This window comes from Proteus columbae, assembly GCF_002777965.1.
Classification (GTDB): Bacteria; Pseudomonadota; Gammaproteobacteria; order Enterobacterales; family Enterobacteriaceae; genus Proteus; species Proteus columbae.
Genome location: NZ_NGVR01000029.1, coordinates 14,036 through 29,917 on the forward strand (window position 1 = coordinate 14,036; position 15,882 = coordinate 29,917).

Consider the following 15,882-nt stretch of genomic DNA (forward strand, 5'->3'; position numbering starts at 1 on the left):
TCCTATGACTAAAATATTTAAAACCCCCTTTGCAACACAAGGGGATAAAACAGTTGTACCTGTAGAAATCCAATCTGATGGTTCTGTGTCTTATACTCAAGGCTATGGTTACGATTATGAGCGTGACCAAGTTACTGATCCTGCGGCAAAAGATATTGAACGTGAAAAAATGAATAGTTTATTTCACGATATCACAGAGTCTATTGGTGAAATTCAATTGCAGGGCTTTGCTAAGTGGTCGGAAGCGGGTAAACCTTATCCTATTCGTAGTGTGGTTTATCATAAAAATAAAGCTTGGCAGTCTAAAATTGAAAATAATAATGTTGAGCCAGTTGCAGGCAGTGCATGGATTGAATTAAAAGCGGATATTAATGCAAATGATGTTGGTGCTTATTCTAAAGGTGATGCAGATAAACGCTTTCAATCCGTAGGTAAATATCAAGTTGAAGGCCATAGTTATTCTAAAGCCGAAACTGATACGAAATACCAGCCTAAAGGGAATTATGCCCCTGCGGGAAATTATGCCACTAAGGGCGAGAGCTATACCAAAGCAGAATCTGAGGGTAAATATCAGCCAAAAGGAAGTTATCAACCTTCGGGTAATTATGCGACTAAAGGTGAAAGCTATACTAAAGCAGAATCTGATAATAAATATCAGGGGAAAGGGAATTATCAAGCAGCGGGTTATAGTTACTCAAAATCTGAAGCGGATAATAAATATCAAGTGAAAGGTAATTATGTTGCTGCCACACGTAAAGTAAATGATAAGCCATTAAGCGGTGATGTGACGGTAACATCGCAAGATATTTTTAATGGCCAAGCTATTTCAATTGGTGCAAATCAAAATTTAAATAACTATAAAACGGCGGGTATCTATTTTCAGCCAGCAAATGCGAATGCAACTGCAAATTTAAATTACCCAGAAACCATGGCGGGTACATTAATTGTTTTAAAAAATGCGGGTATTACTCAACTTTATTATGTTTATAACACGAGCCGTATTTATTCTCGTAGCCAGTATGGAACAGGCGGATTTACGCCATGGGCTAAAGAATTTAACAGTCAAAATAAACCAACCGCGGGTGATGTGGGTGCATATTCCAAAGGTGAATCAGATGGAAAATATCAACCAAAAGGGAATTATCTAGCATCGGGTTATAGCTATTCAAAAGGTGAATCAGATGGTAAATATCAGCCAAAAGGGAATTATTTAGCGTCGGGTTATAGTTATTCCAAAGGTGAGTCTGATAGTAAATATCAACCGAAAGGGAACTATGCATTAGTAGGTAATAGTGGAGCTAAAAATACAGCTAAAAAAGATGTTAATGGATGGTTGAAATGCGGCGACACGGGAATCATTCAACAATGGGGTAAGGAAGAATGGTTTCATGATGGAAGATCGTGGGATTATAAATTCCCTATTCCTTTTCCTAATACAGTTTTCGTTATTGTTGTGACAAATAATAGTGGATGGGGAAGATTAGGAACGAGTCGGCATACTAAAGAGGGGTTTACTTTGGAGGGTGATACTGAAAGTGCATATTTTTCCTATATAGCTATAGGATATTAAAGTTTAAGTATTCAATTTGGAGTGAAAAATCGCCTTTGATTAATTTATAATGAATTATAAATAATATATAGCTAAGCTGTTTATTTTTTGGAATTAACACAGAAGTGATCTGAGGGCTATGGCAAAGCGTTCATTTCTTATTTTCAATAAAACATTGTTACTTAGAAGATTTTTACTTCAAATAATTGAATAATAAGATGAGAAATTTACTTATTCAGTTAAGCTTTTTTTAAAATGACTATATTAAAAATCGTGATGAAAACGATCCTGAAATAATCTTATTTTTATAACACTAAAGCCACCTATTTTATAGGTGGCTTTTCAGCAATAAGATAACATTACTCTTTTATCTTACCTTTATCTTTATCATTAATTTCAATCGGAATATAATAATTCACATCTCTTACTAAAGGAATTGGTTTATAAGCTAGGCTAGAAACCGGATATTCCTCTTTAAAAATGTATTCCTCAATATCGGGCGATCCTTTTTTTCTCGGTATATTTAACTTTCTAAGTAAAATACCATAAATATTATAGATAATATCTTTATACTCTAATGTGAGTAATTTTTCCGGGATCGTGAATTTAAGATATTTAGCATTCTCAATATGTGCTTTATGCAGAAATTGTGCATTATATACTTCAGGCTTATTTTCCATCATGGTTGCATATTTTATCGTTAATTCATTATTTTTCTTAGATAAAATATTATGTACCGCATAAACCCTCTCATGCTTGTAAAGTGCATTTTGAAAGAACACTTTCCAGTACTCTTCTCGTGATTTTTCTGTACTAAAATTCCAATCAATCATATTCGCTTTATAGGTATGCTCTATACCGATTAATGGAAGAGAGTCTATTGTGACAATTTCAATATCGAGGTTAAAACCACTAAATTTTCTTAACGGTAATGTAAAGCCGTGAGCCTGCCAATTCTCTTTTCTACGATAATTATAAGGCGTCATATTAAACAGCTTTTTAAACGCTCTTGAGAATGTCTGCTGAGAATCAAAACGATATTTTAATGCAATATCAAGTAGTGGCGTTCTTTGTAAACGTAATTCAACCGCAGCACAAGAAAGACGTCTTGCTCGAATATAAGACGCTAATGTTAATCCTGTTTGCTCTTTAAACATGCGTTGAAGATGCCATTTGGAATATCCTGATTTTTGTGAAACATTCTCAAGTTTTAGATCTTTCTCTAAATTTTCTTCAATCCAATAGATAATATCTGTAATGACATTTTCACTAAACATATTCTAGCTCTAATTAAAAAATTATTATTGGTGATAGTAAATAATACGCGTATCTAACCAATTTACATAAGATACTGTAATGAAATTAAGTTTGATTGTAAATTTATAAAAATATTTACTCTGATATTGGGTTTTAAAATGATGCTTTATTTCGACAAACTGAATATTAATTATAACATGCTGATATTACTTGATAAGGTTGTAATGGTGTGAATAAAATAACGAACAATTAGATATTCTTTTTTAGATAAAATCTAAGCTAAAAGTGTTATTTTTAAAAATTGATTAATATCTTTATTTAAGAATAAAAATGTAAATAGCTATTATTCTAATTTAATAGAATATAACTACTGTTATTAAGTTAAAATTAAAAAAATTAACTAAAAATAGAGAAGATAAGTGCCATAGGAAAGCTAAGAGGCCAAGTTAAGGCGATTAATAATGCACTTAAAAGACGCATGGCTAGGCTAGGATCTTTGGTTAAAAAGAAAGTAATAATAAACGATATTACAGCCCCAATAAGGTAGCTTATTCCAATAATAGAGATAGCAGACATAACAGATCATTCAGTAAATAGACTGCAATAATTGTACTCCAAAATTGTTAAAGAAACAGAGGAATAGGGCAAACTTTTCAATAAATGTCATTACTAATGTGCAAATTTTAAACATTCATCTCATTTTTGATCTCTGGTTTCTTTGGGATGTAATCACACAAGATAATAACAAGGTTAAAGCCGGGAAATCAAAAAATAAAATGTAATGCTTTGATTTAAATTATTATTTGTAACAACCTTTATTGTCTAGAAAAGAGAATTATTAAAAAATAGAACAAAATGGTATCGATCTTTTTTAGTGGTTTCACTATAAAAATTAAAATTTTTAAATGCTTATTTTTAAGGCAGGATAGTGATGAAGAGGTAAATTTGATGTTTGTAAAATGTGCGGGCTAATTATATTACATCATGATATCGACAGAATGTAACAAATGGGATAAATGCCATTTTATACATACTTGCAGATAAATTGGCTTATGGATGGCGCGACTTAATGGATTTAAGCGTTAGCTAGGAAGCATTTAAAATCCCCTTTTAAAACTGAAAAGGGGATTTATTTTTATGTCCTTTTCGGATAGGGGTTAATAGCCGCCACTATACTAAAATGGTAACTTATCAAAGTAGTAACCTATCAATGACGTTTATTTTGATGAAAATAAACGCTGTTTTGATTAATAAACAACTAGCGTGGTAGTTTTTATGATCCCTTATCAATCAACTTTGACGTTTTGGTTTGAAGAATGCACACCAGAGCAATGGTTTAAAAAAGATACTCAGTTTGATAAAGAAATTAGCCGCAGATTTGGTGAATTATGTTTAAGCGCGAGTCGTGGCGAGCTGGCATCATGGAGAGAAACGATAGAAGGGCGCTTAGCTGAGATTATTATTCTTGATCAGTTCTCACGTAATATTTGGCGTGATACGCCAAAAGCCTTCGCCCAAGATAATATGGCATTAATCTTAGCGCAAGAAGCTATTCGGTTACCTGAATATCTGACATTAACACCCGTAAAACGTAAGTTTATGATCATGCCATTTATGCATTCAGAATCACCTAAGATTCATCAGGATGCAGTTGTCTTGTTTTCTCAGCTTAATGATGAAAATACTTATCAATATGAACTAAGACACAAAGAAATTATTGATAAATATGGTCGCTATCCTCATCGTAATGGGATCTTAGGCAGAACATCTACACCAGAAGAATTAGATTTTTTACAGCAACCAGGCTCTTCATTCTAAAAAAATGCATACCTTTTCGGGTATGCATTTTTGTTTCTTTTCTATGATTGATTAATCAACCATAACATCAAGATTACATTGTAATATGCCATAAGTTATAGAAGGCGATACGACCTGATAATTCGGCAATAATAACCGCGGCTGCACAAGTTGCCAGCGTCATTTTTGATGCTTGCGCTTTTACTGCAGTAAATCCTACGATAACCACACCTAATGCTAATACCGCTAATTGGAATCCCCAAAATAGAGATTGATCAGCGCTGAGTTCTGGGCCTGTAAAACCAAGGAAGCTAACATAACCAGAGCGAGTCGCAAAAGTGATAATGGCACCGATAATAAAGGATAATGCACCTAAACGTCTTGCACCTGTTGCCATTGCTAATACACCACCGCCAACTAATAGCGTCATCCAAAATTGCAATGTGGTGTAGTCTGTATTCCAGTTAGCAATTGTAGGAATATGATAAACTTGTGGAATTGACCAAACAAATGCTAGACCAAAAACAACGGTAAATAGGTTACAAATTTCACGTAAGCCCTTCCATTTTTTCATCACAGTGAGTGCAACAGTTGCAAAAGCAAAACCTGTAAACACACCACTTAAAAATGCTTCGTTACTCATTGGAGAACGGCCAACGCCTAAAAGCATATTGAAAAAACGCAGTGGCTGACCAACGTGTAATCCGCCAATACCTAAGCCAACTAATGTTAAAATCAGGGCTAAAATATTAGCATTACGCAGTTGGTTTTCATCAATTTGACCTAATTTTTTACTGATATAAGCAATAAGAAACAGGCCTGCTGCTGACGAACCTAAAACAGTAAAAAAGACTAGAGGAAGTTCATGCATGGTTTATACCTCCGCCGCATTTTGAACTGAGCCGGTTTTATCACCAGAAGGTTTCGCTTCTTTGTGTGCTTTGATCACGATATTTGGATTGGTCAAGCTAGGATCAGGCATTGGTGCGATACCACATTCGGTACCATGTTTTGCTCTGATCACTTCAATATCATCAAAATCAAGTGCACGTTGAGGACAAGACTCAACACAAACCGGTTTCATGCCTTGGGCTACACGTTCGTAGCAACCATCACACTTAGACATGAGTTTTTTCTTCTCATCGAATTGTGGAGCACCATAAGGGCAACGTAATTCGCAATAACGGCAACCAACACAAATATCTTGGTTAACAACCACTAAACCATCTTCTTCACGTTTATGCATAGCGCCAGTTGGGCAACCTGCAACGCAAGTAGGGTTTGAACAATGGTTACAAGAAATGGATAAATAATAACTATAGATATTTTGTGTCCAGATCCCGTCTTGTTTTGCCCAACTACCACCACCGTATTCATAAACACGGCGGAATTTAGGGCCTAAATCTAAATCTTTTTCATCCTTGCAACTGACTTGACATGTTTTACAGCCAGTGCATTTAGTGGAGTCAAAATAAAAACCATATTGCTTCATGAGTTAACTCCTTATGCACGTTTCACTTCAACAAGGTTTGTATGTTGTGGATTTCCTTTAGCAAACGGCGATGGGTGCCAGCTTGTTAATGTATTAATACATCCACCTGTATCTACACCTGTTGTATCAAGTGAACGCCATGCACCTTGCGGTACTGCAATCACACCAGGTAATACACGATCTGTCACTTTGACGAGAATATTTAAACGACCACGAGCATTATAAATCTCAGCAATATCGCCAGATTTTAATCCACGTTCAGCGGCATCAATTGGGTTTAACCAGAATTGATGAGGAATAGCTTCACGTAACATAGCAACGTTATAGTAACTTGAGTGAACGTGGCCTTTATCGTGGAAACCCGTCATTTGCAGAGGGAATTTCTCTTTAAGCTTAACGTTTTCAACGCCTTCTTCATTTTTACAATATTCTGGAATTGCAGGAATACGATCGCCTTCTGGTAAAACCCAGCCATCAGTATCTTGCATAAGCTTCTCAGAATAAATTTCAATCTTACCTGACGCTGTTTTTAATGGATTAGCGATAGGATCTTGACGGAATGCTTCAAGTGCAACGTATTGATTACGGTTAGGTAATTTACGATCGATAATTCCTACATCATTAGTTTCTGCAAATGTAGGCAGCGCTGGGTTTTTCTCACGCATTTGGTTATAGCAATATTCAATCCACTCTTCGTAAGTACGTCCTTCAGTGAATTGCTCTTTGGTACCCATTTTTTCTGCAATGTCGGTTAAGACATCATAGCAAGGGCGGTTTTCCCAAAGTGGTTTAATCGCATTTTGTAAACGGACGACATAGTGGTAAGCACCACTTGCGTAAGAGTTGTTGATAAGATCGTTTGTCTCAACTGTTGTCACATCTGGCAGTAAAATATCAGCGTATTTTGCAGATGGTGTCATGTGGTTATCCCACACTAAAATAAACTCACATTTTGATTCATCTTGCAGTAAATCATGTGTTTTATTCAAGTCAGCGTGTTGGTTACCAATCACGTTACTGGAATAACACCACATAAATTTAATACCCGTATCGAGTTTATCTTTATTTCTGATACCCGCATTTTTGCTGGTAAGTTGATCACCACGAGCAATTGCTTCAGACCACATAAATGTAGGGATCAAGGTCTTAACTGGATTAGGTAGAGCAAAGCTTGCAACTGGATACGCAACGTTACCGCCCCAACAACCTGTATTTGTACCAGGACGACCAATATGGCCTGACATTAATGGTAGCATCATAATTGCACGACAGGCTTGCTCACCATTTGAAGTACGCTGAATACCCCAACCTTGAGAGATCCACGCAGCTCTTGCACCGCCAATTTCACGCGCTAATTGGATAATACGTGCAACAGAAATACCAGTTAATTTACTTGCCCACTCTGGTGTTTTTGCAATGCCATCAGGGCCATTACCTAAAATGTAATCTTTATAAGAGCCATTTTCAGGTGCTGATGCAGGTAATGTTTGTTTATCCCAACCGACACAATATTCACGTAAGAAATCTTCATCGGTGATACCTTCTTGGATCATCACATAGCCTAATGCAGCAACTAACGCAGCATCAGTACCCGGATAAATAGGGATCCATTCGGCACCTAATGTTGTCACACTATCAGTACGACGAGGGTCAATAATGATAACTTTACTTTTGCTCTTATCTAACGCATTTAACGTTTCATAGAACTGACCACCACCAGACATACGTGTTTCAGCAAGGTTATGACCAAACATTACAACTAAGTCTGAATTCTCAATTTCGGTTAACAGTGATTCCAGCATGTCGCCATAAACATAAGGCACAATACCGGTTAATTGAGAGTATGAATAAGTACCATAGTCACTTAAAAAACCACCAACAGTACTTAATAAGCGTTTACATGCCGTTCTACCGTGTAAATTGGCACCTGTAGAGCCTGTACCATATTGGTAATAAATGGACTCATTACCGTATTTTTCGATGGTATATTTTAATTTTTCCGCGATGATTGAAGTCGCTTCATCCCAAGAAATACGCTCAAATTTACCTTCACCGCGTTTACCAACACGTTTCATTGGGTATTTTAAACGATCGGGGTTATACGTTTTCCAACGTACAGAACGACCACGCAGACACGGACGAATTTGGTGAAGACCAAATGTTGAATCGTCATACATAGTTTCATTAGAAATACGACGAATAACACCATCTTTCACATGAACTTTTAATGGACAACGGCTACCACAGTTCACTAAACATGCACTGTATTTGATAGTTTCAGAAGTCTCATCAGGACGAATACCCTGGGGAGTTTGAGCATTAGCAGCGAATGGTAATGAAACCGTTCCTGCAACAGCGGCAGCACCAGAAATAACTGCTGCAGACTGAATGAATCCACGCCGACTCATTTCAGTAATAGAAGTATTATTTTTAATTTTTGACATTGACATTACCCTAACATTTTTCACAACAAGTAAAGTTGTATATATATGTTAAGTTATAACCCTTCTACCTATAATGATTTATATCAATATAAAAAATGTTAATAACGTTATATAAAAAAATAATTATTAAACAAATGGTTACAATTTCTGATTAATACCACTTTAGTGGTAAATAAAATATCAAATAAATAGGAACTAACAATTGATCGATGTATAAAAAACAATATAGCGATTCTTATTTATATATAGAAAAACAAGATTGTTAACATGATAACAAAATAAGAGATTAAGAATATTTGTTAATAAGAAAAGTAAAAAAGGAGAATAATTCTCCTTTTTTACTCAATACGAAAATGATTTATTGCGGATTATTTTCGACAGGAAATCTGAGTGCTCTTACATCATTTCCAGTTGGAGATTGGTGAACTCTTAAGCCGAATTGAGGCAAAATAGCAAAGATATGATCAAATATATCTGATTGAATCGCCTCGTATTGAACCCAAACGGTGGTGTTTGTAAAAGCGTAAATTTCAATGGGAAGTCCATCGGAGGTTGGCGCTAATTGTCTTACCATAATCGTCATTTGCTTATGAACATTAGGATGGTTTTTTAAATAAGCTTCAACATACGCACGGAAGGTTCCAATATTAGTCATGCCTCGTTGGTTTAATGGCGTTTGACATTCATTGCCCAAGGTTGCATTGAATTGATTAATTTCACTTTCCTTATTTTTTATATAAGGAGCCAACAAGTGAGCCTTTTCTAGATCATCAAGTTGTTTTTTATCTAAAAAATGGATGCTATTAATATCAAGAGCAAGACTTCGTTTAATACGACGTCCTCCTGATTTTGTCATTGCTTGCCAGTTTTTAAAGGAATCTGAAATTAGAGAATAAGTTGGAATAGTCGTAACGGTATTATCCCAATTACGCACTTTAACGGTTGTTAAACTAATATCAATGACAGCGCCATCAGCACCATATTTAGGCATTTCTAGCCAGTCACCAAGGCTTATCATGTTGTTTGCAGATAATTGAATACCGGCGACTAATCCCATAATAGGGTCTTTAAACACCAACATTAATACCGCCGTCATGGCGCCTAAACCACTAAGTAAAATAAGGGGGGATTTGCCAATAAGTAGAGAAATAATCATTATCCCAATCAGCACAGAAGCGGCGAGTTTTAAGCTTTGAAAAATACCTTTTAATGGTAATCGGCCAAATGAAGATGAATTTCTCATGATCTGCATACAGAGATCCATAATAGAGAAAAGCATCAACAAGCCAAAAATTAAGCACCACGCTTGTGCACTGGTGGTGAGAATTTCTTGTGTTTTACCTGATCCCATCCACACCAGCGCTTGAATATTAACAACAACGCCTTGGATTAAAAAAGCAAAACGACTAAATAGTTTATTTATTTCTAGAGAAAGTTGCCATTTCTGATCGTATTGACTTATTGCTTTGGAAATTTTAGGTAAGACCAACTTGTGCAAAATAAAATGGAGAATGATTGCGACAAGAAAAATAATGGCTAAAACGAGTAGGAGAGAAGCGACTTGGGCGTACTCCTCATTGAATTGACGTATCCATGTAAGCAGTTGCTGCTGCATAAAATATCCTCATAGTTAATGTAGATTGTATATTAAGAGTATAGAAAAGAGAGCTTAGTTCAAGAAGGTGAATTTTTTGTTACGAAAAATACGAGGGTAAATGAGATGATAAATAAGCGTAGCAGAGTGAATAAAAGCCAGAAATAGTCTTTTGTGCGATGAGGGTGCTATTTCTGGCTTTATGCTGTATTTTATTTTAAATCAAATAATTACAGTAAGCGAGTTGATGATAATTTTACAACAACTTGGTGCAGGTTAGTAATAAAAGAAGTCATTGATTTCATATTAAGTGTCCTATTAATAAAATGTGATTCATGTCACAAATATTTTCTGAGACTGATTTTAATCACATTTTCATAACAGTCAATAGCTTTATACAAAAATATTTTAAAATTTAAATTATTTTTTATTTTGAGGTTACTTTTTATGTAATGAATCAAACGAAGGATAATGAAGTGTTTGTTTATCTTATTGTTTATAATCATTTTTTATTTGTTTCTGTTAACAATGCTCAGTTGCCTTTTTTCTATTGTGATTTTCACTCAAATTTTTTGCTTTAAGCTAAAAATGGAATCGGAAAAAGAAAGGAAATCACTCAATGAATATCGAAACAAAAGAAGAACGTTTACAAAAAATTCTACAAGGTGAGAAAGGTGCAATAGCACTGACACCACCTATCTATGGCGCTCATGTTCAATCTGTTATTGATGCTGATGTGGATATTAAATTCAATCAGATAAAATCATCTCCTGATGATCCTGACAACGAAGTAAAACTGAATCGAGTTATTAAATATGAGGTAGTTGTAACGGGAATTAATCTACGTTTGGCTGAATGGCGTACCAGTCCGAAAGGCATTTTAATTTTACCCAACAACAAAGATGTCTACACCACAATAGTGGATAACAGCAAAACAGAAATTTCTTTAACGGGTAATCGAAGTGGTGTGGCATCATTACAATTAATCTTAAAAGATGAAGATGATGAAAATATTGTTTATTACGCAACACCGATACAAATTCGTGTTACCCCGCCTAAAACCAATCCTAACACTGACTGTTCATCGACGAATTGTGAAAAATTTGATGACTTGTTGACGATACGCTCAGAATCTATGCAATGGCCAAGTCAGTGGGAAAGTGTTTCTAAAAGTTTTGTGGTACATCTTCAAGATAAAGAAGGTGAAGATGTTCAAAATAAAGAGGTTAAATTAACTTACGATGTGGAGAATAGTACATTAGCTGTTGAGCCAGAAATTTATAATGCAGATGGCGAGAAAATTAATATTGGTAAAACTAACAAATACGGTATTGCAAATTTTAAAGTCAAATTTAAAAAGAGTGAACCTAAACAAGTCGCTATATTCCATGCTGAAACGGAAAATAGCGAAGATCCAACGAAACCAATTAAATCAAGAGATTATTATGTTGAAATGACAACGGAGAAATTACCTTCTCCTAAAGTGCCTGCAACATTAAATGGTATTCTCAGTTATCATAGTGAGAATTATTGCGTTAACGCGAATCTCATTTTAGGTCGTGATATTAGTGAAAGCACACAAGTTGGTTTTTATTTTAACGATCAACTTAAGATGCTGCCATGTACTGATAAATCAGCCGTTTCTGTGAAATTAGAAAATCAGTCATTAACAAATGGCATTCATTACATTTCTTTCTTCACTGTTGATATCTTTGATAATATCTGTTTTTCTCGACGTGAGCGTATTATTGTTGATAACTCTTTAACTGGAGAATGCAGTAAGCAAATTAAAAATATTGCGCCTAAGCCTTGCATTAGTGTCACTATTCCTCAGATTTGCGATCGCTACTTTAATTCTGTCAATATTAGGCTTGTTCCTTCTTTATGTTTACAAATTAAAAACCGCGTAGCGAAAATGAATATCCAAAAAATGGTTATCATCTTTAATGGCTATTCTAAGGTAAATAGTAGTGAAAGAACGTTGGTATATCGCTCAACATTAGAAATCTTCGCTGATGATCCTCGTTTAGGTAATTTCTTACACGATACAACACCTAATAACGATCCTATTAATATGGTTGAAATCATTGAACCTGCATTAGAGAGTATTTTGGCTGATGCATTGCCTAATATTGAAGTAGGGCAACTCGGTATTCAGGTGATGGTATTTGAAAAAACAGGAAATTGTTACCTTTGCGGAGAAAATATGTATACGGTATCTCTGCGCTTACCTTGTGCTTAATGCCAATCTATTTTGCTTTCTACTTAAGAGCCACCTTGTGTGGCTCTTTGTCTATATTTTATTAATAAGATTATTATCACTAAATAATCAATTAATGAGTCATTCGTTTTATCGCACTTGTTATCGATAAAATGGTGATAGAGCTTAAGATAAGTTGTATACCAATTAACGCCATGACGAGTGCTACTGACGTTTCAGGGCCAAAAGCAATTAAGAAATAGGCGATAACTAAGTCTAAAAATCCTACTAATATATTGAACCAGCCATAAAAATTATCTTTAATTTGTTTGAAACCAACATTTAGGCGCAATATGCCAGCAAAAATAAATAAAAAGCCGATAAAAAAGGCGAGACTAAGCATACCTTTTAGTGGATCAGTGATAAAAATATAGCCAAGCAGAAGATAAATAAAACCCGCTAATAACGTAATCAGCATTGACCAACCAGAAGATACTTGAGCATTAAAACCACCAATAATGCTGGATATCGCACAGGCAAAAAATACAACGCCGAGTAATACACTGATAACAATGCCAGAAGAAAGAGGGTTAATAATACAGATAAAACCTGCAATAAAGCCCAACGTGGCAATAACAGTCATTAAAGTACATTGTTTTTTAACCAGTTTCTCTGTTAGCTGAGATAAATTATTTTTATTAATATCTAACATAGCCACCTCTTATCCTTATATTTGGTACATAAGTTAAATTATAGCAATTTTTGCTTATATAACATGACTTAGTTACATAAAACTATAATTAAAAAAAGGTAGGGGTGGAGGGAGCACCTTTAAAATAGAAAACTGAAGGAGTAAGGTAGTGGATTGAGATAGATTGTTAATAAAATTTATAACGGAGGTAAAATGTCTGATATCGTATATTTAGACAGTCACTTTGTACCTAAAGAGCAGGCTAAAATATCTGTTTTTGACCGTGGTTTTTTATTTGCAGATGCCGTTTATGAAGTTACTGCTGTTATTGATGATCAGCTCATTGACTTTAATGGGCATTTTCAACGCTTACAGCGTTCATGCAAAGAATTAGGTCTATCGCTTCCCATTACCAAAGAGTTGCTAATTGATGTTCATCATCAACTTATCGAAAAGAATAATCTTCATGAAGGGCTCATTTATTTACAAATAACACGAGGTGCTAATCCCTCTCGTTCTTTTGATTTTCCATCTTCATCTGTTCCTTCCACAATAGTTGCCTTTGTACAACATTCAACAGTTGTTAATCATCCTAATGCAAAAAAAGGGATTTCAGTAATTAGTGTTGACGATATTCGCTGGCAACGTTGCGATATTAAAACAGTGGCATTATTAGCGGCGTGCCTAGCAAAACACCATGCACATCAACAAGGTGCTGACGATGCTATTTTAATTAAAGATGGCTATATAACAGAAGGCAGTTCAAGTAACTTTTTTATTGTTAATCATGATAATGAAATTATTACACGGCCGTTAAGTCAGGATATTTTACCCGGTATTACACGCCAAGCGATTATTCAATTAGCGCAAGAAGAAGGGCTTAAAATAACAGAACGCCGATTTACACTTGATGAAGCGAAAAAAGCAAAAGAAGCTTTTATTAGCTCAGCGACTACATTAATTTGGCCAGTTATTTCAATTGATAATGAAGATATAAATCAGGGAGCTGTTGGGCATTTATCTCAACGGTTACGAGAGATCTACCTTGATAAAGCACTTAAAAAATAATTGTCTAGACAGACATCCTTTATCAAATTTATCGCACTGCTTTCAGATTTTTATTGCAATATAGCAGTGCGGTAAATTTACCATTCACTATGTTAATTCGTTTTACTGTGTTAATTATGATGTTCAATAATCATGACAGCAGTTGTGTCTGACTCTAAAGCTCGTAATACATGAGTGACATCACCGGGATAGCAAATATAATCACCAGCTTGTAATTCTTGTTGATTATCTAAAGTACCTACTATTGCGCTTCCACTAATAATAATAATATGTTCAGTCACATTTTTACTGTGAGGATCAGAGACTCTATCTTTCCCGGGTTGTGCAATTACGGTGTATATATCGCGTTTTGCGCCTACAGGACAGGATGAAAGTAAAAAAGCATGATAGTACGCTTTTTCTGCACTAATTTTAAAGCCATCACCTTTACGGATCACCTTAACTTCAGGTTGTGGCGCTGAAATAAGTTGAGAAAAAGGAATATTTAACGCAACACAAATTGCCCAAAGTGTTTCAATACTTGGATTCCCTTGTCCCGCTTCTAATTGAGATAATGTTGATTTTGCAACACCCGCTCGTCTTGCTATTTCAGCAAGAGAAAGACCTGCTTTTTTTCTTTCTCTAGCCAGTGCTTGAGAAATAATTTCAATAGGCGCACAAGGCGATGGCATCATAGCTTCCTTCAAAAATCATCTTGCAAAAAAATAAATCGTTCAACATAATGAACGAATGGTTCGATAAAAAATACTACATTCTATGCAAATTAACAGTCGTCTTGATAATAACGTACTTAGAGATATTGTGCTTGTTTCATTAGCTGATGGTATCGTTGGTATCTCTTATGGTGCGTTAGCTCATACACAGGGTTTTGATTTTTGGGTGCCATTGGTGTTATCCATTTTTGTTTTAGCGGGCGCTTCTGAATTTCTTTTTATTGGCGTTGTGGCGATGGGAGGAAGTGCAATATATGCTGCTCTTGCGGGATTAATGGTCAATGCACGACATATTCCTTTTAGTATGGCAGTAAAGGATTTACCGGGAAAAGGGCTTAAATCATTATTAGGTTTTCATATATTAAATGATGAAAGTGTTGTATTTGGTTTATCTCAACGTACCGCTGAACAAAATAAATTAGCGTTTTGGGCTTGTGGCTTAGGCATTTTACTTGTTTGGCCTCTGGGAACCATGCTCGGTGTGTACTTAGGATCATTTATTGTAGATATAAAGATGTTAGGGCTAGATGCAATGTTTCCCGCTATTATTCTTGCATTAAGTTTACCAGCATTAAAAAATAAACTAACACGTCATGCAGCAATAATAGGGAGCATTATTGCACTTGCAACCACATTATTCCTCCCCGCAGGGATCCCCGTTTTATTATCGCTACTAGGCGTACTGTTTGTGATAAGGAAAATATAATGTCCACGGCTTCTATTATTACAGGAATTATTATTCTTGCTGTTGGTACATACGCCATGCGTCTTTCCGGAATATTACTTAATAATAAAGCGGGGGTGTCAGAGAGGGTTAAAGAGCTTCTCTCATTATCGGCGATTGTTATTTTGTTTTCGGTGGCGATGACATCGACATTTTTTGATGGCGACCAACTTGCTGATATTTCAAAAATTATGGGTGTTGGTGTCGCAGGCATACTTACTTGGCAGAAAAAACCTTTCATTATGATTGTGCTTAGTGCCGCAATCGTAACAGCAGGTCTACGCGGGTTAATTAATCTTTGGGGATAACATCCTATAGCGCTTCATCGCGATAAAATATAAAGGAGGCACAAT

Annotated in this window: 14 protein-coding genes and 1 pseudogene; 7 read left to right on the forward strand and 8 right to left on the reverse strand. The window is 35.3% G+C overall.

All coding sequences use genetic code 11. The annotated features are described in order from the left end of the window. Positions 1-4: 4 nt before the first annotated feature. Positions 5-385: pseudogene (locus CBE70_RS18635) on the forward strand (hypothetical protein); the annotation flags it as partial. Then, a complete protein-coding gene (locus CBE70_RS18570; protein ID WP_332835636.1) occupies positions 368-1,570 on the forward strand; it encodes a pyocin knob domain-containing protein in 1,203 nt (400 codons plus the stop codon). The pseudogene CBE70_RS18635 and the gene CBE70_RS18570, both read left to right, overlap by 18 nt. 338 nt (positions 1,571-1,908) lie before the next feature. Here CBE70_RS18570 and CBE70_RS15590 read toward each other — a convergent pair whose 3' ends face one another. Then, complete coding sequence (locus tag CBE70_RS15590) at positions 1,909-2,826, reverse strand: helix-turn-helix domain-containing protein (protein ID WP_100160037.1); 918 nt, start codon at positions 2,824-2,826, stop codon at positions 1,909-1,911. Between the two features lie 376 nt (positions 2,827-3,202). Further along, on the reverse strand, positions 3,203-3,382 hold the full coding sequence (locus CBE70_RS15595; RefSeq protein ID WP_036912664.1) for a GhoT/OrtT family toxin: 180 nt from the start codon (positions 3,380-3,382) through the stop codon (positions 3,203-3,205). 699 nt (positions 3,383-4,081) lie between these two features. Between CBE70_RS15595 and CBE70_RS15600 the strand changes: the two genes are divergently transcribed. After that, positions 4,082-4,624 carry a DUF924 family protein gene (locus tag CBE70_RS15600; protein ID WP_100160038.1) on the forward strand — a complete coding sequence of 181 codons (543 nt, stop codon included), beginning with the start codon at positions 4,082-4,084 and terminating at the stop codon, positions 4,622-4,624. Between the two features lie 73 nt (positions 4,625-4,697). Here the strand turns inward: CBE70_RS15600 and CBE70_RS15605 are convergent, their stop codons facing one another. From CBE70_RS15605 to CBE70_RS15620, 4 genes are all read right to left on the reverse strand, one after another. Next, positions 4,698-5,474: a dimethyl sulfoxide reductase anchor subunit family protein gene (locus CBE70_RS15605; RefSeq protein ID WP_023581763.1), complete on the reverse strand. Its 777-nt coding sequence runs from the start codon at positions 5,472-5,474 to the stop codon at positions 4,698-4,700. A gap of 3 nt (positions 5,475-5,477) precedes the next feature. Next, on the reverse strand, positions 5,478-6,095 hold the full coding sequence (locus tag CBE70_RS15610; RefSeq protein WP_023581764.1) for a DMSO/selenate family reductase complex B subunit: 618 nt from the start codon (positions 6,093-6,095) through the stop codon (positions 5,478-5,480). 11 nt (positions 6,096-6,106) lie between these two features. Next, complete coding sequence (locus tag CBE70_RS15615) at positions 6,107-8,539, reverse strand: DMSO/selenate family reductase complex A subunit (RefSeq protein ID WP_100160039.1); 2,433 nt, start codon at positions 8,537-8,539, stop codon at positions 6,107-6,109. 358 nt (positions 8,540-8,897) lie between these two features. Beyond that, positions 8,898-10,154: a mechanosensitive ion channel family protein gene (locus CBE70_RS15620; protein ID WP_100160040.1), complete on the reverse strand. Its 1,257-nt coding sequence runs from the start codon at positions 10,152-10,154 to the stop codon at positions 8,898-8,900. Positions 10,155-10,752: 598 nt separating this feature from the next. On the opposite strand from CBE70_RS15620, the gene CBE70_RS15625 reads away from it, so the two are divergent. Next, positions 10,753-12,375 carry a hypothetical protein gene (locus tag CBE70_RS15625; protein WP_100160041.1) on the forward strand — a complete coding sequence of 541 codons (1,623 nt, stop codon included), beginning with the start codon at positions 10,753-10,755 and terminating at the stop codon, positions 12,373-12,375. A 91-nt stretch (positions 12,376-12,466) separates the two neighbouring features. Here CBE70_RS15625 and CBE70_RS15630 read toward each other — a convergent pair whose 3' ends face one another. Then, positions 12,467-13,045 carry an HdeD family acid-resistance protein gene (locus CBE70_RS15630; RefSeq protein ID WP_100160042.1) on the reverse strand — a complete coding sequence of 193 codons (579 nt, stop codon included), beginning with the start codon at positions 13,043-13,045 and terminating at the stop codon, positions 12,467-12,469. A gap of 192 nt (positions 13,046-13,237) precedes the next feature. Here CBE70_RS15630 and CBE70_RS15635 point away from each other — a divergent pair, with 192 nt between their 5' ends. After that, positions 13,238-14,092, forward strand: a complete 855-nt coding sequence (locus CBE70_RS15635) for a D-amino-acid transaminase (RefSeq protein ID WP_100160043.1) — start codon at positions 13,238-13,240, stop codon at positions 14,090-14,092. Between the two features lie 110 nt (positions 14,093-14,202). Here CBE70_RS15635 and CBE70_RS15640 read toward each other — a convergent pair whose 3' ends face one another. Next, positions 14,203-14,763 carry a helix-turn-helix domain-containing protein gene (locus CBE70_RS15640; RefSeq protein ID WP_100160044.1) on the reverse strand — a complete coding sequence of 187 codons (561 nt, stop codon included), beginning with the start codon at positions 14,761-14,763 and terminating at the stop codon, positions 14,203-14,205. Between the two features lie 85 nt (positions 14,764-14,848). Between CBE70_RS15640 and CBE70_RS15645 the strand changes: the two genes are divergently transcribed. Together CBE70_RS15645 and CBE70_RS15650 are read left to right on the forward strand one after the other, a co-directional pair. After that, positions 14,849-15,511, forward strand: a complete 663-nt coding sequence (locus CBE70_RS15645; protein ID WP_023581771.1) for an AzlC family ABC transporter permease — start codon at positions 14,849-14,851, stop codon at positions 15,509-15,511. Next, entirely contained in the window at positions 15,508-15,837 is a 330-nt protein-coding gene (locus CBE70_RS15650) for an AzlD domain-containing protein (protein ID WP_100160045.1), read from the forward strand. The genes CBE70_RS15645 and CBE70_RS15650 overlap by 4 nt, the downstream gene beginning before the upstream one ends. The last annotated feature ends 45 nt before the right edge of the window (positions 15,838-15,882 follow it).

What these genes read in the sequence shown, in the direction of transcription:
- CBE70_RS15590 (WP_100160037.1), bottom strand. Translation starts at nt 2,826, where the DNA reads ATGTTTAGTGAAAATGTCATTACAGATATTATCTATTGGATTGAAGAA.
- CBE70_RS15595 (WP_036912664.1), bottom strand. Translation starts at nt 3,382, where the DNA reads ATGTCTGCTATCTCTATTATTGGAATAAGCTACCTTATTGGGGCTGTA.
- CBE70_RS15600 (WP_100160038.1), top strand. Translation starts at nt 4,082, where the DNA reads ATGATCCCTTATCAATCAACTTTGACGTTTTGGTTTGAAGAATGCACA.
- CBE70_RS15605 (WP_023581763.1), bottom strand. Translation starts at nt 5,474, where the DNA reads ATGCATGAACTTCCTCTAGTCTTTTTTACTGTTTTAGGTTCGTCAGCA.
- CBE70_RS15610 (WP_023581764.1), bottom strand. Translation starts at nt 6,095, where the DNA reads ATGAAGCAATATGGTTTTTATTTTGACTCCACTAAATGCACTGGCTGT.
- CBE70_RS15615 (WP_100160039.1), bottom strand. Translation starts at nt 8,539, where the DNA reads ATGTCAAAAATTAAAAATAATACTTCTATTACTGAAATGAGTCGGCGT.
- CBE70_RS15620 (WP_100160040.1), bottom strand. Translation starts at nt 10,154, where the DNA reads ATGCAGCAGCAACTGCTTACATGGATACGTCAATTCAATGAGGAGTAC.
- CBE70_RS15625 (WP_100160041.1), top strand. Translation starts at nt 10,753, where the DNA reads ATGAATATCGAAACAAAAGAAGAACGTTTACAAAAAATTCTACAAGGT.
- CBE70_RS15630 (WP_100160042.1), bottom strand. Translation starts at nt 13,045, where the DNA reads ATGTTAGATATTAATAAAAATAATTTATCTCAGCTAACAGAGAAACTG.
- CBE70_RS15635 (WP_100160043.1), top strand. Translation starts at nt 13,238, where the DNA reads ATGTCTGATATCGTATATTTAGACAGTCACTTTGTACCTAAAGAGCAG.
- CBE70_RS15640 (WP_100160044.1), bottom strand. Translation starts at nt 14,763, where the DNA reads ATGCCATCGCCTTGTGCGCCTATTGAAATTATTTCTCAAGCACTGGCT.
- CBE70_RS15645 (WP_023581771.1), top strand. Translation starts at nt 14,849, where the DNA reads ATGCAAATTAACAGTCGTCTTGATAATAACGTACTTAGAGATATTGTG.